Source organism: Stenotrophomonas sp. NA06056 (assembly GCF_013364355.1).
Lineage (GTDB): Bacteria > Pseudomonadota > Gammaproteobacteria > Xanthomonadales > Xanthomonadaceae > Stenotrophomonas.
Genome location: NZ_CP054931.1, coordinates 2038002 through 2055442 on the forward strand (window position 1 = coordinate 2038002; position 17441 = coordinate 2055442).

General features: G+C 64.7%; 12 protein-coding genes. 8 read left to right on the top strand and 4 right to left on the bottom strand.

Translation table 11 applies throughout. The features are described 5' to 3' along the window. Nucleotides 1-3 precede the first annotated feature (3 nt). The 4 genes from HUT07_RS09035 (at nt 4) to HUT07_RS09050 (ending at nt 6273) form a co-directional block, all read left to right on the top strand. Entirely contained in the window at nt 4-3774 is a 3771-nt protein-coding gene (locus HUT07_RS09035; RefSeq protein WP_176020669.1) for a hypothetical protein, read from the top strand. 103 nt (nt 3775-3877) lie between these two features. Beyond that, nucleotides 3878-4174, top strand: a complete 297-nt coding sequence (locus HUT07_RS09040) for a hypothetical protein (RefSeq protein WP_176020670.1) — start codon at nt 3878-3880, stop codon at nt 4172-4174. Nucleotides 4175-4283: 109 nt separating this feature from the next. Continuing rightward, a complete protein-coding gene (locus tag HUT07_RS09045) occupies nt 4284-4565 on the top strand; it encodes a hypothetical protein (protein WP_176020671.1) in 282 nt (93 codons plus the stop codon). A gap of 133 nt (nt 4566-4698) precedes the next feature. Next, nucleotides 4699-6273, top strand: a complete 1575-nt coding sequence (locus HUT07_RS09050) for a CocE/NonD family hydrolase (RefSeq protein WP_176020672.1) — start codon at nt 4699-4701, stop codon at nt 6271-6273. 73 nt (nt 6274-6346) lie between these two features. Here the strand turns inward: HUT07_RS09050 and HUT07_RS09055 are convergent, their stop codons facing one another. Next, nucleotides 6347-6751, bottom strand: coding sequence for a hypothetical protein (locus HUT07_RS09055; RefSeq protein WP_176020673.1), 405 nt, complete (start codon nt 6749-6751; stop codon nt 6347-6349). 221 nt (nt 6752-6972) lie between these two features. Between HUT07_RS09055 and HUT07_RS09060 the strand changes: the two genes are divergently transcribed. The 3 genes from HUT07_RS09060 (at nt 6973) to HUT07_RS09070 (ending at nt 9617) form a co-directional block, all read left to right on the top strand. Further along, on the top strand, nt 6973-7875 hold the full coding sequence (locus HUT07_RS09060) for an aspartyl protease family protein (protein WP_176020674.1): 903 nt from the start codon (nt 6973-6975) through the stop codon (nt 7873-7875). Between the two features lie 107 nt (nt 7876-7982). Continuing rightward, entirely contained in the window at nt 7983-8435 is a 453-nt protein-coding gene (locus HUT07_RS09065; RefSeq protein WP_217706636.1) for a GFA family protein, read from the top strand. A gap of 15 nt (nt 8436-8450) precedes the next feature. Further along, nucleotides 8451-9617, top strand: a complete 1167-nt coding sequence (locus tag HUT07_RS09070; RefSeq protein WP_217706637.1) for a hypothetical protein — start codon at nt 8451-8453, stop codon at nt 9615-9617. A 114-nt stretch (nt 9618-9731) separates the two neighbouring features. Here the strand turns inward: HUT07_RS09070 and HUT07_RS09075 are convergent, their stop codons facing one another. Both HUT07_RS09075 and HUT07_RS09080 read right to left on the bottom strand, forming a co-directional pair. Continuing rightward, nucleotides 9732-11393: a fatty acid--CoA ligase gene (locus HUT07_RS09075; RefSeq protein WP_176020676.1), complete on the bottom strand. Its 1662-nt coding sequence runs from the start codon at nt 11391-11393 to the stop codon at nt 9732-9734. 26 nt (nt 11394-11419) lie between these two features. Further along, nucleotides 11420-13273 (bottom strand): 3-hydroxybutyrate oligomer hydrolase family protein, encoded by a 1854-nt coding sequence (locus HUT07_RS09080; protein WP_176020677.1) that lies wholly within the window; start codon nt 13271-13273, stop codon nt 11420-11422. Nucleotides 13274-13361: 88 nt separating this feature from the next. Here HUT07_RS09080 and HUT07_RS09085 point away from each other — a divergent pair, with 88 nt between their 5' ends. Beyond that, nucleotides 13362-14036 (top strand): response regulator transcription factor, encoded by a 675-nt coding sequence (locus HUT07_RS09085; RefSeq protein ID WP_176020678.1) that lies wholly within the window; start codon nt 13362-13364, stop codon nt 14034-14036. A gap of 7 nt (nt 14037-14043) precedes the next feature. On the opposite strand, the gene HUT07_RS09090 is transcribed toward HUT07_RS09085, so the two are convergent. Beyond that, nucleotides 14044-17376 (bottom strand): PAS-domain containing protein, encoded by a 3333-nt coding sequence (locus tag HUT07_RS09090; RefSeq protein ID WP_176020679.1) that lies wholly within the window; start codon nt 17374-17376, stop codon nt 14044-14046. Between the last annotated feature and the right edge of the window lie 65 nt (nt 17377-17441).

Sequence of the window (17441 nt, forward strand, 5' to 3'; positions counted from 1 at the left end):
ATCATGATGTGGGGTCACTTTGGCGACGAACGGAATCGGGAACGTGTCGATGCCTCCGATCGCCATGCGCCAGGCATGGCCGCCGCAAGGGGGCGCAATCCCACTTGTCCAGCGTTGACGCGTGCGCTTGTTGCGATGTGCCTGACCGCGGCAGTGCTTGCCAACGTTGCGGCGGCAAAGCAAGCAACACACGTGCACCGGGCAAACACTGCTGACGTGCGCCCAGGTGAGGTGGATCCCATCACCAATCCCAAGCGACTGACGATGTTTCCGGTCAGCACCGTCGGAGTGCTGGCGAGCCAGAACTCATCACTCTACAGCGACCTGTTCGACTACGCCGCAGCCAACGCAGGGCTCACCCAGTGGAGCGTGTCGGCGCAGAAGCTGCAGCCGGGAGATTCATGCCAGCAGTCACAGCGGCGACGCCTTGCCCATGGCCGTGTATCCACGCCCGATTTCGAGCAGGCGGTGTGCATGACCAACTTCGGCATCACCGTCTATACAAGCCCGCTGAAGATCAACGATGGTCAACGCGTAACGCTGTCCTTTCCCAATCCGTCCACCAGCACGGTGGGTCGAAATTTCGATCTGGCGGTCGGGGAGATCCTGCGGCGCCCCAACCAGGATGAACAGCCCCAGCAGATGATCGTTGCCGCCTATGCCAACCTGCAGCAGCGACTGCAGGTTGACGTGATCCTCTGGAAGCCAGGCGCGGGTTCACAAGGTGGACTTGAAGTGGCTGCGTCCTATGTCGGCCCGGCCGATGAGGCGCCCACCGGCGACGTCGCGGTGACGCTGGGGGACTACATGAATGACGGCACCCTGCAGATCGTCACTGCTGCCGATTCGTCTGCTGGCCCAGGCGCCGGCCGCATCCGCCTGGCGGCGTACCGCTGTTCGAGCGACGGCAGCAAGCACACCCTGCAGCGAGTCGGTACCTCCTATGCGTACGATGTCCCCAGCGGCCGCCCGAGCTCGATCGGGCTCGCCTCTGCGGACTTCGTTGGTCGAGGCAATGAGCAGTTCATCGTGAGCTATCTCGCCCAGCGCGACGGCGGCATCGACCAGATGCTGTCATTGGCCTATTTCGACCCGGCGAAGCTGGAACAGATCGGGCCTCCGAAGGCGAAGACCCTGATCGGACCTGTCGCCGGCAACTCCTACGCCGATCTCGCCACTGGCCTGTTCCAGTTCGACCCCAGGACAGCCAGTCCGGCAAGTGACCCGTTCTTCCAGCGGCAGCTGGCGATCGCCTACGTAGGACCCGATGCCCGGGTAATGGGACGCGTACTGCAGGTCCGTGATGGCTCGCCGCCGTTCTTCCATGTCGGGCCGGAAGCCCAGTTCTCGTCGGATCGATCGCCGGTCGAAACCGCGGGATTGGGTCCGATGGTCGCGGCAGGCAATTTCATCGGCCTCAAGAACGATGGCATCGATCCGCGGCACCAGTTGGCGGTGGCGCTGCCCCAGCGGGGTGATCAACCCGGGCGCATCCTGCCGGAGATCGTTGTCGCCCGCGTCAACAACGCGTCGTTCGCACTTGATCCGGTGTATCGCCACCGCATGCCCAACTACGCGAGCAGCGGCCTGGTCTTCGGGGTGCCGATCATCGCCTATGATCGCGGCGGCGATTCCCTGTATCTGGGAAATCCAGCCCACATCACCATCCAGGACATGATCGATCCTCAGTATGTGGTCGGCATGCCACCGCGCCACGTCGATGCGCTGCCTGACCCCGGTGGTGATTCTCCCTACAAGATCATCAACCTCCTTGGCGGCTTCGGGCCATCGGCGTTCAGTGTCACCTTGCGCGACAGCGCAGACAGCACGCTCACCGAGACATCAACCAGCTCCAGCTCGTCCCGGTTCGGTGGCGGCCTTACCCAGACCGTGGGCAGCACCGTCGGTGGCGGCTTCATGAACATTGCCAACTTCGAGACGTCGCTCTCGGTAAGAACGGCGGCTTCGTTCGAGACAAACAGCATGGAGCGCACGCTCAACAGCGCCTACCAGTCGATCACCACCCAGAAGGCTGCCACCACCACCCAGGATGACCACCTGGTATTCAACATGCGGCTGATCGATATATGGCGCTACCCCGTTTACGGCGTGAACCGGGAGCGCTCGGGCCGGTTCCCGTTCTACGACATTGTCATCCCCGGGCAATTGATGGAGTACAGCGGTGGCGGCCTGAACTACGACTGGTACAACCCGTCGCACCAGAACTACAACGCCACCAGCTATCCGGAGATCCCGACACAGGGTCTGTTCGCCACCGACATCGGCACGTTCAGTTTTCGTGATGAGGCGGGGAAGACCGTCGAGGTGGCGGGAAAGCCGCTCAACAGCCCAATCGCACGCGCCTTCGACGGCAATGCGCAGACGTTCAGCCTCGACTACACAAGGGAATCGGGCTCCAGCAGCGAGAAGTCCTTCTCGTATTCGCTCAGCAGGAGCATCGACATCACCACCGGATTCCGGGCGTCAGCTGACGTGCGCATGTTCAGCGGCAGCGCCAACTACGAAGGCACGGTCAGCCTGTCTGACGCTTCGAACTGGGAAAGCAGCGTGGTCGCGCAGCGTACGATGCGCAACTCGCGGGGAATCACCCTCGATCAGCCGGACGTGCCCGGAATTGCCTCACGGGCCTACCACTACCAGACACTGATCTATGTCACCGGCAATGGCGGCATCAAGGTCGCGCATGGCACCGACTTCCTCCGCTCGTCCGGCGGATCGCAGTGGTGGAAATCCACTTATGGCGGCCGGCCGGATCCCGCCCTCAACCTGCCATGGCGCATGGCCTACGACCCGACCCAAGGCGCGTGGACACTGGCGCCGCAGGATGAGTACTTCCGGTTGCGCGGACTGACGCTCACCGAAGCGTTGCCGGACGATGTGACCGGCGAGTACCCGCCGCTGCTGGGTGGCGTGGATGCAGGAACCAAGGTCCGGGTCGTGGTGCCGGTGCACAACTACTCTCTCGATACAGCTGCGCAGAAGGTCGTCGTCGCCTTCGCCTATCGCGCAAGGGCGCCGGGTGCCGACAGGCGCGGCGGACCCGAATCGGCTTCTGGACGCGAAGAGGGCTATGTCGAGTTCGCTCGTTCAAAGCCGATCACCATTGCGCCGCGCGGCATCGCCAACGTCGACGTACTTTGGGATACGGCAAACCTGGGCGGTAGCGACGCCGGCACTCCCTATGAGTTCAAGATCACCGTGGACCCCGACAATGCGATTCCGGACAAGTTGCACGGGTCGGATCCCGCCTCCGGTGCGCAGACCATCGGCCATTGGCCATGGAATGGCGGCTTCTGGGTATTCAATGCGCAGACACCGGGCGCGAACAGCCGGCGCGAAGACCTCCCCCAACCGCCACAGGCGCCTGGATTGACGCTGAGCGTGCCGGCGCTGGCGGCCGCACGACAGGCAGGTGAGGGCAGTGCGGTTGAAGGAAGGGGCGCGGACGTTGCCACCGTAACCATCGACATGCCGGCAGCTGACCGCTCGCTACGTCGACTGATCATCGGTGGTATCGACACCGACGGCAGACGCGTTGCGCTGGCGTCGCGCTCCCTCTATGGGCTGGGGCCCGGTCAGCATCGGTTCGACATCAGGCTTGGGGCTGCAGATGGGCCGGTCGCCCTGGTATCGCTGCACGCCTGGATGTCCTCGGGCGCGCTGCGTGGAGAATCACGCGCCGGCGTCAGCACGCAGGACGTGGATGCCATGCATCCCGGTGCAAAGGAATCGAACCCAACAAAGGGGGAGTGATGCGTGACGAGGCGAGGCAGTCGCCTTCGGTGATCCACCCGTACCGGTTGGCACGAGTCTTTGCCGCCGGAATATCGACTTCAATGCATGGAAGGGTATCCCGATGAGAACGACCATTGTTGTTGCGATGCTGCTTGTGGCTGGCTCGATTTCCACAGCGAATGCCGCACAGTGCTATCAGGGAAGGGCCACGGTTCGGCAGAACGCGCCGGCGAACATGTGTACGCAGGTGGAAAAGGGCTATGCCAACACCGGCAAAGGTCCATTGACACATGAGGGGTGCACGGCAGCAAAGAACCAGGCCGCCACCAAGCTGAGAGCGCGCCTGCAGCAGACTTGTCGCGCCTATGTGCAGACCAATGAATCCTGCACCGTGATCACCGCTCCGACCTGCACCTGACAGGCATGGTGGTTGGCGGATTGCTTTCTGCTGGCGGCGGGTTGGCTCGGGCCGGGTGCCGGGGCCGATCCGACCGCTGGCGCTCGAACAGGCAACAGGGAGTACTGCGATGACTGACTGCAGAACCTTCAACGGGGTCACCGAGGCCATCTTCAGCTGCGTCAAGAAGAAGAGCTTCGAGGAGCACGGCACGGTCTACGAACCGGCGAACGCAAACCAGGGCAAGGCAACGACGAAAGTGCCGGTAGTCGGGACTGTGGTCGTCAGCTTCAGCTTCGACCCAACGGCGGGAACGATCGTCTACTGCGTCATCTCAAAGCCTTGGATCGTGTCTGCTTCCCAGATCTTCGATGGCATCGGCGACACCATCAATTCCTGCCGGAAGTCGTAGGGCTTGCGCAGGCGGGTCGATGGCATGCCTCGCGCCTCCGTGCCCTCAGCCATGCTGCAGCGCAAGGTGTAAGCCACCATTCGCACTGGTACGGTCCAGCCCGTTGCACCACCAACGACGGGGAGAGACGACGATGCGCAAGGTACTGCTGCTGTTGATCCTGCTGACCGGACTGGCGCCCACCGCCTGGGCCGCCACGGTCAAGACCACCCACCGCACCGTTCCCAGTTGGGACGGCACAGCCCTCGGGGTCTTTGTCATCGAGCCTCAGGACGCGGGTAGCGGCAAGTACCCGCTGCTGGTGATGCCCAGCAGCTGGGCCGTTCCCAGCGTGGAGTACGTAGGGGTGGCGCAGTCGCTGGCCAAGCGCGGCTATGTGGTCATCAGCTACAGCTCGCGCGGCTTCTGGGAGTCCGGCGGTGCCATCGATATCGCGGGGCCGGCAACGGTCGAGGATGTCAGCGCATTGATCGACTGGGCGCTGGACAATACCCAGGCCGACCCGGATCGGATCGGCGTCTCGGGCATCTCCTACGGCGCCGGCACCAGCCTGCTGGCGGCGGCACGTGATCCCCGCATCAAGGCGGTTGCCGCCCTCAGCGGATGGGCCGACCTGCAGTCATCGCTGTATGCCAACGACACGCCCAGCGCACAGGGGATCGCACTGCTGGTTGCCGCCGGCCTGGTCACCGGCCGCCCAGGGTCCGAGCTGGCCACGATCAATCGCAACGTGGTGGTCGGCAACTATCAGGGCGCAGTGGAATCGCTGTTGCCGGTGGCCGCGATCCGCAGCCCTGCGGCCAGCATCAGCGAGATCAACGCCAACCAGCCGGCCGTGTTCCTGGCCAACGCCTTCAACGACAGCCTGTTCCCGCCGGGCCAGCTGGTGGATTTCTTCAACCAGCTGAAAGTCCCCAAGCAGCTGCAGCTGCGCCACGGCGACCATGCCCTCAACGAGGCCCTGGGCGCACTGGGTATTCCCAACGAGGTCTACGATTCGGTGGGTGACTGGTTCGACCATTACCTCAAGGGGGTGGGCAATGGCATCGACCGCGAACCGGCGGTGCAGCTGAAATCACAGAAGGGCAGCTGGAGCACCTACCCGAACTGGCAGGCCACCAACAGCGGGGCAGTGAGCTACGCGTTGACCGCCCCGGGCGGCCTGCTTCTGCCCACCGGCGGCCTGGCCGAAAACGGGCGCAACACTGGCTGGAACTACCGCATCGGCAGCGGCCTGCCTACCGCCGCCAATTCCGGCGTAGCGATGGTGTCCGGCTCGCTGCAGATGATCAACCTTCCGCCAGGCGCGTACGTGCCCTTCATCGGGCGCAACGCCGCCGGCGTCTGGCAGGGCCCGATCTACTGGAACGCACGCCGCCTGGACGGCGCGCCGGAAGTGCGCGTGACGGTCACCCCCAGCCGTGCCAACACCACGCTCTACGCCTATCTGTACGCGGAAGATGTGCTGGGCAATGGCCAGCTGATCAGCCACAAGCCGTACACCCTGCGCGGCATCGCGCCGGGGCAGGCGACCACCCTCGATCTGCGGCTGGAAGCGAGCAGCTGGAACATCCCACCGGGTAGTCGCCTGACGCTGGTGGTCGACACGGTAGACCTGCGCTATGCAGGCGTCAGCCAGCTGGGCGGGGCGGTGACATTCAGTTCGCCTACGTCCGCGCCATCGGTGCTGAAGGTGCCATTGCACTGAATCCATGCTGCGCCCGCGGATGCGGGCGCAGCCGCTCCATGGGTACACCGGCGGCAGATGCCGCGTGGTGTGCTCACAGCTTGCCGGCCTCCCGGTAGCGGGCGACGCCCTGTTCGATCAGCATCTGCAGTTCGTGCAGCAACGCTGGATCCCCGGCATCGAAGTTGAAGCAGGATTTCCCCTGCATATGCTTCTTCAGGGCCGGGCTGATGCCGACCAACAGCTCGGGGAAGGTGTAGATGGGCATGAAGTGAAAGGAATGCCTGCGCCCCGAAACCTTCACCGCGGCGAAAAACTGCGCCTTACCCTTGGCGTCCACGTTCCTGCAGTTGGCGTAGAAGTGATCGTGGTCGTCATGCACAACGACAAGTTCGGCCTTGTAGGGAAACAGCAGATCCCGCAGGGCGACGAAAAGAGTGCTCGATGGGTCGTCCACCGCACGATTCGGCGGGGTGGTGGGCGCGCGTGGGTTCTTCATGGACGTAGGCCCCGGTCGGAGCGCGGCTGGGAGGGTGTGCAGGCTTGCCGGGTCAGCGTAGCACGGGCCCACGGGCTGGCTGCTGCTCTGGCGGCGCCACCGCTGTGACGCCGGCCGGCATCAGCCCCAGCCCCAGCACCACCATCGATTCAAACCCTTTCAGCATTGGCGGCATCCATCAACTGCCACGCCACCATCGCCAAGCGAAAGGGAAGTCGCCCATGCCCGCAAACCCGCATGTACTCCTGGCTGTAGCCATCGCCTGTGCCACGTCAGGCTTGTGTTACAGCGCCAATGCCGCACCCGTTGAAATCCCGTTCGAGCAGGACAAGGACCATCGGATCTTCGTCCACGGCAGCATCAACAGGTCCGAACCCTTGCGATTCCTGGTGGATACCGGTGCGGATGCATTGGCCATATCACGCGCCATCGTGCCGAAAGCATCGGTGTTCATCGACGACCGCACTGAAAATACCGGTTCAGATGGGGTCACCACACTGGACTACAGCACGCGCAACGACGTTGAGATCAGCGGACTGCATGCGCGCATGGGCGCGGTGGTGGTCGACTACCGGAACCGTCCCTTCGACGCCGTTCTGGGGTGGAAGTTCTTTGAAGGAAAGGTTGTCGAGATCGATTACGACCGGCAGCAACTGGCTGTCCATCGCAACCTGCCGGATATGTCCCGATACACCCGCGTCAACGTCCGCTGGATCGACAATACGCCCGCGATCGAAGTCACGATCGGCAATGGAAATGCCGTCTTCAAGCCTTGGCTGGCGCTGGATACGGGAAGCAACGGCACCATCGATCTCAGCTATGCCTACAGTTCGCGCCAAGGGCTTCTGCAGGTCTTCAACCAGAAGATCGGGACGTCCCGGTTCACGGGCAGCGCCGGCAATGTCATTCGAGCCATGGATGTACGCGTGCCATCGGCGAGCATCCAGGGGCTGGTCATCGATTCTGCAGCCGCGTCCTTTTCCATCGACGATGATGCCTCCACGGGCGACGGCACCATCGGCGCGGGGGTCCTGAGGCAGTTCAACCTGCTGTTGGACATGAAGACCGGCAACGTTTATCTACGCCGCAACCAGTCCGCTGGCGAGGAACCGGCCAGGAAGTAACGGCTTGGCGTGGGCGCCGCAGCAAGACATCGGCCATCGACAGCCCCTTGTGAAGGCTCAGCGCTGACCGCACACTGCTCGGCAGCCCTTTCATTCAAGATACGTCCATGACCCTTCGCATCACCTGCCTGTGCGGCGAAAATGCAATGGAACTGCACGGGGCTCCCGCTGCGCGGGCGAACTGTCACTGCACCACGTGCAGGGATTTCTACGGCGTTGCGATGCTCTCGGCCACGGCATGGGCGGCCGAATCGGTGACCCTTTCCGGCGGCAACCACGCGCGCTTTCAGCACCCGGCAAAGCAGCTTTCCAAGACGTTCTGCCTGAACTGCGGCGATGTGCTGCTTGGCACCAACCGCCTGGGCATGTGCGTGGTTCTCAATGCCGTGGTTGCCCGAACGGCTGACGGCGTTCTGGATGCGGCGTTTGCGCCGACGATGCATCTGTTCTATCGGCAGCGCGTCATTGACGTGACAGATTCGCTGCCGAAGTACCTCGATGGGTGGGACGGTCCGCTTCATGTGCGGCAGGAAGATCCGCAGCCGTGTCCTGGCCCCTGACGATGCGAGGCAGCAATGTTCAAGGATAAATCGTTGGGCAAGATCAAAAGGACTTCGCAGATGAGCCCACCAAGCAGCTACGACCTGGTACTGGACACCCTGCGGAACAGCCTTGCAGAGCTGCCCGCGACCGATGGCGTGGGCCTGCCATTACTTGCAGTCTGCGCCGCGTTTGATGACTTCAATGCGCTTTCCATTGGCAGGAAGCTCGATGAGGAAACGCTCACCAGCCTGTTCCTGGGGCACTTGGGGTCGAGCGTTCGCCATGCAGGCTGCATCTGGCCAGATGGCGACGTTGGCAGCAGTCGAATCGGCCTGCGCTGGCTCCATTACAGCCGCCCTGCAGAGAACACTTTTGGCAGTGACTTCGCGTTGCTGATCGCCGCACCTGGGCAGGACGAGCGCTACCGGTTGGCGGTCTTCCAGGCCAAACGCTGTGATGGGTCTCCCGTTGATCTGAAGCGGGCACCCGCGTGGGATCTGGGTGAAAGTCCCGATGCCAATGGGGCTCCACCGTTGGCCAGCCAGGCCGATAGGGATCAACAGAAGAAGGAACTCAAGGCAAAGCGTGTGGCGGAAGCTGACGCCGCGCTTGAACGCTACCTTGGATGGTTACAGAAAACAGATACCCTGCTTACGGCTCAAGACCTTTTGGAGCTCGAACAGCAACAGCATGGCAAATGCTGGCAACTTACCAAACTGGTCATCCTTGCCCTCAGGCTGAGGCACCAGTTCAACAGACCGGCGGCAGCGAGCGTGAACTATGTGCTGTGGCCAGAGCAGACCGGCAAGCCTGTGATCTATGCGCCCGTGGCCCACGCCCAATTGGAGAGGCCGGCTGACAGCAGCAGACCCGCGACAGCGCCAGTGGCGCAGCAGAATAAAGCGTCCGGGGAAACGCCTGAGCGTAGGACGCAACGTCTGCAACCACCCCAAAGCGAGCTTCGCACGCTTTTGATGACGTGGCTGACGGAAGAAGGGGGCAGCGGAGACTCCCTGAGCGTGGAAGAAGCTGCGGTCGCCTGCCAACTGATCACTGACTGTGTCGGCTCGGTCGCCATCGTCGATCTTCGCAGTTCGGGGCCCGCGCTCACCCTGGATAGCAGCATCAAGCTGGTAGAAGCCGCTGCGGCATTGCCGGCCTACGAACACGCGTTCGCAAGCCCCGGGCCTGCACCCTGATGCACGCAGGCCAAGGGTGCACAGGCTCTGCGATGCTGCAACCCGCATCTGCGGAACCCGGCCCAACGCGGTGAAGGTTTCCGCAGAACCGCCTTCGCCCTGCAGGTGCAGGCCTCAGCGGGCGCCCGGGGCGCCCGCCGGGTCATGCAGGCCACGCAGCCTCTTCTTGTTGATCTTGCCCACGCTGGTGCGTTCCAGCGAATCCACGAAGCTGACGCGGTCCGGGATCGCATAGCGGGAGATATCGCCGGAGCGGCTGCGTGCTGCAACCAGCTCGATGATCTCGGCCTCGGTCACATCGCTGCCCGCCTGCCTGACCACCAGCGGTAATGGTCGCTCCCCCCATTTTGCATCGCTGATGCCGATCACGGCGACCTCGTTGACGGCTGGATGCAGGGCGATGATGTCTTCCAGGGCGAGCGATGAGATCCACTCGCCGCCGCTCTTGATCACATCCTTGATGCGGTCGGCCACGCGCAGGTAGCCGTCTGCGTCGATGTTGCCGATATCTTCGGTATGCAGGTAGCCGCCCGCCCACAGGGCCGTCGATGCGTCCGGATTGTGCAGATAGCCCTGGGTAAGCCAAGGCGTGCGTACCACCACTTCTCCGGTAGCGACGCCATCGTGGGCAACGTCATTCATGTGTTCGTCCACGATGCGCAGGTCCACCAAAGGCACCGGGATGCCGGCCTTGGTGCGCAGTGACAGCTCCTGATCCGGGTCGTCCAGGGTGTGGACATCGATCTGCGCGACGGTGAGCAGGGGGCAGGTCTCGGACATGCCGTAGCCGCCGAAGATGTCGATGCCACGTACCAGTGCCTGCTGCGCCAGTGCCCGCGGTAGCGCTGCACCGCCGATGATGACTTTCCAGTGGCTCAGATCGGTCTCGGCAGCTGTGGGATGGCCGAGCAGCATGTGCAGGATGGTCGGCACGCAGTGCGAGAACGTCACTTTCTCGCGGGCGATCAACGCCAGCAGCGTGCCGGGCAGATAGCGACCCGGATAGACCTGCTTGATGCCCAGCAGCGTGGCCACGTAAGGCATGCCCCAAGCGTGGACATGGAACATCGGGGTGATCGGCATGTAGACATCGTCGCGGTGCAGGCGGCCCTGACTGGCCGCGCTGCCGAGCGCTGCCATTGCCGCAAGCGAATGCAGCACCAGTTGCCGGTGGCTGAAGTACACCCCCTTGGGCAGGCCGGTGGTTCCGGTTGTATAGAACGTCGTGGCACGGGTGTTCTCGTCGAAGTCCGGGAAGCTGACGATGGGAGTGGCCTCGCGCAGCCCGGCTTCATACTCGGTCATGAAGCCCGCTGGCAGTGGACCATTCTCGTCGTCCAGCAGGATGCGGGTGCGCAGGTCCGGCAGCTGTTCGTCGATGGCTTCCAGCACTGGCAGGAACTCGCGGTTGGCGAGGATCACCCGCGCACCGCTGTGATTCAGCGTATAGGCAATCTGCTCGGGCGCCAGGCGGATGTTCACCATCATCAGCACCGCCCCGAGCATTGGCACTGCGAAGTAGCTCTCCAGGTAGCGGTTGCTGTCCCAGTCCATCACTGCCACGGTGTCGCCTCGCTTTACCCCCAGCGAGGTCAACAGTCCGGCCAACTGGCCGATGCGCGCCTGCAGGGTGCGGTAGTCGAAGCGGACCTTGTCGCCGTAGACGATCTCCTGCTGCGGACGCACCGCCAGTGGCGTGAGCAGCAGCTGCTTGATCAGCAGCGGATAGGCATGTGCCTCGGCGGCGGGCGCGTCTGTAGCGGTAGCGAATGACATCTGGGGGTTTCCTGGTGGACGGCGTGTCAGCGGCTTGGGATGGCCTGGACCGTGGGAATGGAAAGCTGTTCGCGCAGCAACGGCGCTTCCGCACGTGGCGTCGGCTGGATGAGTGCATCCTGCGGCAGCGCATGCTGGGGGGCCTCGAGGTGATCCCATACCTGGTCCAGCGCCGCGAACATGTAGGGCAGCAGGGGGACATAGCGCTTCCGGTAGTCCGGGAAGCCAAGCAGCGAGTCGAAGTGCTGTGCGTTGTTCACTCGCCAGTAGGCGATCTGGGCCCCGGCGTTGCGCGCCATTGGAACGTAGCGATCGCTGGTCATGTTGATCGGCACCAGACCGTCGTCCAGGCCATGGATCACCACGATCGGCAGGTCGCGACGCGGTGCCTTGGCGGTGGCCGCTGCGATGCCCGCGCGCACTCGTCGGGCATCAGCGCTGTTGCCCTTGCCGAGCGCACGCAGGCAGTTCAGGCCACGCAACGGAGCGTCCGCTGCAACGGCTGCATTGCCATCCACCAGCGTCACGCCACTGCCCGGCGGAATGCCGCTGCCCTCGCTCCACCAGGTTGCGCGCACCTCGGCTGCGGCCGGGCTGGGCCGGCCATCCGCCGCAGCGGCGGCGAAGCTGTACGCGCAGGGATGTTCGCCAGCGCCGTAGCGCCCATAGGCCGACGAATAGGTGGCCGCGATGGCGCGCCACAGATCGAAGCCGGTCGAGAACGCGCCTGCGCGAAGTGCGTCGGTGCTCAATCCGGCATCGGCCAGTTGCTGCCGTGCCGACCGGGCCTGTGCCGCAGTGTCCTCGCCCTGTACCAGACCGGCGGATTTCAGCGTGGCACACCGCTGGGTCCACACCGGCACGGCCTGCGCTTGTAGAGGCGGTTGCGGCAGATCATCCAGTGCCAACAGCGCGCAGGGCATCAGCAAGGCGGCTTGGGTGACGAAGTCGTACAGCGGCGGCGCCCCTGCCACCGAGATATTGGGTTCGCCAGCGACCATCGCATCGAACCAGTCGCCTTCAATCTCCGCCGCACGCAGCACGGCGCCGCCGCCATTGGATACGCCGACGCCCAGCGTGCGCGTATTGGCCGCCGTAAATGGCGCCGATTCGGGGTAGGCGCGGTCCAGCGCCTGCAGGCCGAACTGCAGCGCCTGCAGCAGATGACGTCCCCAATCTGCTTCCGGGTTGTCGCCAGAATGGGCATGTTTGAAAGCGATGCCCTGCGCGGCTGTCGCACCCGCAGGAATGAAGGCCAGTGCGCCTTGGCTGGCTGGCGTGCCATCTGCCTGGACGCCGGCCTTGGCATCCAGATCGTAGTAGTCACTGCCGGCGCCCTTGTCGGTGTAGGCCACGGCGCAGCCGTGGGCCAGGCCCCAACTGCCCGCAACCGAAATCGCGCCATAGATCCCGCGCGAGCCGGAAGATGCGGCGATCACCAGGCAGCGTCGCGAGGCATCGAAGTTGTCGGGTACCTGCACCAGAACGCGGTGGGGTTGATGTGCGCCAGCGATGCGCGCGTAGGCCGAGAATTCGCGGCCCGGCGACGCCTGCAGGCTGCCGTAGACATCGCCGAAGCCACCGCCGGGGGTCAGGTCGGCGATGCCGCGCCAACTGCTCCAGATCGCACGACGTCGGGCCTCCTCGGCCGTGGGTTGGGCCGGGTTGCTGAACGCTGGCGCGGTGGCCGAGCGCAGCGCGTCGATGCCCAGCCCCGCTGTCAGCAGTTCATCGTCGCCGCGATGCGGGGTTTCCCGCCACTGCTTGAACACCGCAGCGGCAGCGGTGGGGCGGGGCGGGGCGGCATGGGCGGTTGTGATGCTGCCCAGAAGCAGTGGCAGCGCGGCGTACAGCAGCGTAACGGGGCGGTGGCTGTTCATTGCTCCACCCTAACAATGCAGGCGCCACGCGCCAGCGTACCTTGGTACCCGTGCCCAGGCGCGGGCGATTTGCTAACCTCGGCTGGACATGCCGACCCTGCTCATCGCCGATGACCACCCCTTGTTCCGCGCCGCGCTGCATCGCGCGGCCGAAGAGGCGGTTGCTGACCTTCAGATCAGCGAGGCCGATTCGCTGCACAGCGTGCTTGAAGCGATCGAGAGCCGGCAGATCGACCTGATGCTGCTGGACCTGCATATGCCGGGCAACCACGGCCTTGCCGGGCTGGCCACCATCCGTGCGCTGCAACCGGGGCTGGCAATCATCATCGTTTCGGCCAACGAAGAACCGCACGTGATCCGCCGTGCCATCGACCTGGGCGCAGCCGGCTATCTGCCGAAAAGTTCAGGCCTGACCGACCTGCAGTCCGCGCTGCAGACCGTGCTGGAAGGTGAGCGCTGGATCCCGGCGCTGCTGCGCGAGCCGGTGGCGCGGGTCGCGCCCTTCAACAAGGACGCCGATCTTGCCGCGCGCCTGTCCAGCCTGTCGGCGCATCAGTACAAGGTGCTGAGCCTGGTAGCCGAAGGATTGCTCAACAAGCAGATCGCCGACCGGCTGGGTGTGCAGTTGCGCACGGTCAAGGCGCACATGACCCGCATCATGGGCCGGCTCGGGGTGCGCAACCGTGCGCAGGCCATCCGTGTGCTGCACGAGATGGGGCTGAACGACCCTTCGCGGCAGATCGAAGAGGCGCAGGACGCCTGATCCTTGGTCAGGGCGTTGTCGTAGTGGCGGTTGCCAGCAGATGGTTGATCGCCCAGCGCAGTGCCAGCGGTTTGAACGGCTTGTTGAGCAGCGACAGCCCCGCACTGCGCACCGCTTCGCGGGTATCGCTGCCGGTATCGGCGCTGAGAATCACTGTCGGCCGTGCCCCGTGGACGGCAGCAAGGCGCCTCCACAGCGCGACACCCGTATCGCCATCGTCAAGGTGGTAGTCGAACAGCCACAGTGCCGCCTCTTGTGCTGAAGCACCCAGCGCGTTGACGTCGCGCGTCGCGATGACGTAGCAGCCCCAGGCAAGCAACATCTGTCGCATCGCCTCCAGTGCATCCGGGTCGTTGTCGATCACCAGTACGCAGATGCCCTTGATGCTGCTGTTGCCAGCGGCGGGTTCGGTGCGCGGGGCTGCAGGTGGCGCTGCCCGCGCCACGGTGATGGAGAAGGCCGAGCCACGATCGACCAGGCTGCGCAGTTGCAGCGGCGCATGCAGCAGGTCGGCAATGCGGCTCGCGATGGTAAGGCCCAGGCCAAGCCCCTGGCCGTTGCTGAGGTCGCCACGATGGAATTCCTCGAACACCACCGCTTGTTGCTCCGGGGCAATGCCGGGGCCGCTGTCATGCACACTGATCGACAGCGTCTGGCCGTGCCGACGCACGCCCAGCAGCACGCCGCCATGGCGGGTGTAGCGGATGGCATTGGCCAGGAAGTTCTGCAGCACCCGGCGCAGCAGCAACGGGTCGCTGTGCACCCACGCGCGGGTCCGCACATGGCGGAACTGCAGGCCGTGCGCCGCGGCCAGCACGGCGGCCTCCTGCGCAAGCGGGTCCAACACGGTCGACAACGCGAACGGGCGTGGATCGGCCACCAGCCCGCCGGCTTCAAGCCGCGATATATCGAGCAGGCCCGATAGCAGGTCATCGGTGGAATCCAGCGCGCCACGGATCTGGCGCAGGAAGCTGTCCAGGAACTCCGATTCGATGTGCTGCGACATGGCGTCGGTCAACAGCTGCGCCGCATGCAAAGGCTGGATCAGGTCGTGACCAACAGCCGTCAGGAAGCGCGTCTTGGCCACATTGGCCCGCTCGGCTTCGTGCACGGCCAGTTCAAGCCTGGCAGTGCGATCCTGCACCCGGCGCTCAAGGGTTTCGTTGCTGCGCTTCAGCGCGTCCTCTGTCCGACGGAACGCGGTGACATCGGTGAAGGTGGCCACATAGCCACCACCGGGCATCGGGTTGCCGCGGATTTCGACGATGGTGTTGTCCGGGAAGATCCGCTCGGATAGATGCGGGGTGCCGCGGCGCATGTGCACGACCCGCCGTTGCAGTGCCTTGTCGCGTGAGTCGCCCGGAGTGTCACCGATCTTCAGCTGTCCCAACGCCCACGCCGTCAGGTTCGACACCGGTTGCCCCACCTGCAGCAGCTCCGGCGGGAACTTGAACAGTGCGGCATAACGGCTGTTCCAGGCCACCAGCTGCAGCTGTGCATCGACCACGCTGATGCCCTGGCTCATGTTTTCCAGGGCGGCTTCCAGCAGGCGCTGGTTGAAGCGCAGCACCTGGGTCGCTTCGCCGACGGCCCGGGTCACGGCATCCAGCGGCGCAGCCCCGCCATCGCGGGCTGCCTCCACCAGCAGGCGTGCCATGCCCGCACCGACCACGGCGGTCAGCTCGCGCTCGATGGCAATGACCCGGTCGTCATCCAGCATCTGCCCCGCATGTCCGTCCATCAGCTGGCGCGCCCGTTCCTGGCCGAGGAAGCGACCGGCCGTCTTGCGCAACGATGCCGCTGCCACTGCATCGCGCTGCCGTGGCATCGATGGTCGCACCGCACGCGACACCAGCACCACGGTCGCCAAGTTGACCGCCAGGCTTGCGCCCATGCTGATGGCGATGTGGCCCGGCTGCATGCGCAGCGAGAACATCGCCAGCCAGTGCAGTCCCTCCGGGCTGGCCGATGGCGGCGGTGCGGGGATCACCATCGGCAGCAGCACCAGCCACAGCCAGACCAGTGAGCCCAGCACAATGCCAGTGATGATGGCCGGGGAGGGGGTGCGCGGCCGATACACCGCCAGCAGCACTGCCGGCGCCAACTGCGAGAGCGCGGTGAAAGACATCAGACCGAAATCGCTGAGCGCCTCGGTGCCGCTCATCGCGCGGCTGTACAGCCACGACATAAGGAACACCGCGAGGATGCCGGCGCGGCGGAAGGCCAGCACGCGCGGCCGCAGATCGGCTCCGCTGTTGATGCCGTTGACGCCACTCAGCAGGCGCGAGCCCACGCCGTGGTTGCCCAGCATGATCGACAGGGTCAGCCCGGACAGGATCATCATGCCGGTGGCCGCACTCAGGCTGCCCAGGTAGGCCAGCAATGCCAGCAGGTGGTGGCCGCGGTCCTGCGGCAGGGCCAGCACATACAGGTCCGGCGGTACCGTGGACGGCAGCTGTGCGGCACCCGCCAGCGCCATCGGCACCGACGGCAGGCCGATCAGCAGCAGGTACAGCGGGAACAACCAGCGTGCCGTCTTCAGGTCGGACGAGCGGCGCAGTTCGACCACGCCCACATGGAACTGATGGGGCAGGGTGAACGCGGCCAGCGCCCCGAGCGCCACCATCGTCAGGTAGTCGGGCACCACGGCCGGTGGCGGCAGGTGCACCATCTTCTCCAGCAGCGGCGCGCCGGCCTTGTGCACCGAGAGCGCGGCATACAGGCCGATGGCCAGCAGTGCCGTCAGCTTCAACAGCGATTCCAGGCCCAGCGCGACCACGATGCCACGGTTGTGCTCGGTGGCCGACGCCTTGCGCGCACCGAACAACGTGGTGAATGCCGCCATCGTCAGCGCGAACCAGAACGACACGTCCAGCTGCCAGCCGACGGGCGCGAACTGATCGCCGAGCAGGGCGACAAGGCCCTGGCTGACTGCTTTCAGCTGCAGGGCAATATAGGGAATGATGCCAAACAGCGCGACCAGGGTAATGGTGATGCCCAGCCCCTGATCGGCACGCAGCCGCGCGACCACCAGATCGGCGATGGTGGCGCTGTTGTGCTGCTTGGCCAAGCGCCCCAGCCGTACCAGGAACGGCAGACCGAAGGCAAAAATGAGTGCCATGCCGATCAGCGTCGGCGGGATCGGGAAGCCCCATTGCACGCCCTGCGAAGCAGCCCCGTAGTACGTCCATGCCGTGCAGTGCACGCCCAATGACAATGCATAGATGGCAGGCCAGACCTTCGACAACCGATGCCCCTGGCGCTCCCCCCACAGGGCGACGCCGAACAGCAGTACGGTCCACGCGATGCAGGCGAACAGGACGATGGAGGGCGTCAACATCGCTCCAGTGTAGAGAGAACCGCGGCCGGCGGGCAGCCGGCAGGCCCTGTGCAGCGGGGTAGGGT

Excerpts from the sequence above, each read along its gene's own strand:
- HUT07_RS09080 (WP_176020677.1), bottom strand. The coding sequence starts at position 13,273 with ATGAACAGCCACCGCCCCGTTACGCTGCTGTACGCCGCGCTGCCACTG.
- HUT07_RS09035 (WP_176020669.1), top strand. The coding sequence starts at position 4 with ATGATGTGGGGTCACTTTGGCGACGAACGGAATCGGGAACGTGTCGAT.
- HUT07_RS09065 (WP_217706636.1), top strand. The coding sequence starts at position 7,983 with ATGACCCTTCGCATCACCTGCCTGTGCGGCGAAAATGCAATGGAACTG.
- HUT07_RS09045 (WP_176020671.1), top strand. The coding sequence starts at position 4,284 with ATGACTGACTGCAGAACCTTCAACGGGGTCACCGAGGCCATCTTCAGC.
- HUT07_RS09085 (WP_176020678.1), top strand. The coding sequence starts at position 13,362 with ATGCCGACCCTGCTCATCGCCGATGACCACCCCTTGTTCCGCGCCGCG.
- HUT07_RS09075 (WP_176020676.1), bottom strand. The coding sequence starts at position 11,393 with ATGTCATTCGCTACCGCTACAGACGCGCCCGCCGCCGAGGCACATGCC.
- HUT07_RS09060 (WP_176020674.1), top strand. The coding sequence starts at position 6,973 with ATGCCCGCAAACCCGCATGTACTCCTGGCTGTAGCCATCGCCTGTGCC.
- HUT07_RS09050 (WP_176020672.1), top strand. The coding sequence starts at position 4,699 with ATGCGCAAGGTACTGCTGCTGTTGATCCTGCTGACCGGACTGGCGCCC.
- HUT07_RS09055 (WP_176020673.1), bottom strand. The coding sequence starts at position 6,751 with ATGAAGAACCCACGCGCGCCCACCACCCCGCCGAATCGTGCGGTGGAC.
- HUT07_RS09040 (WP_176020670.1), top strand. The coding sequence starts at position 3,878 with ATGAGAACGACCATTGTTGTTGCGATGCTGCTTGTGGCTGGCTCGATT.
- HUT07_RS09090 (WP_176020679.1), bottom strand. The coding sequence starts at position 17,376 with ATGTTGACGCCCTCCATCGTCCTGTTCGCCTGCATCGCGTGGACCGTA.
- HUT07_RS09070 (WP_217706637.1), top strand. The coding sequence starts at position 8,451 with ATGTTCAAGGATAAATCGTTGGGCAAGATCAAAAGGACTTCGCAGATG.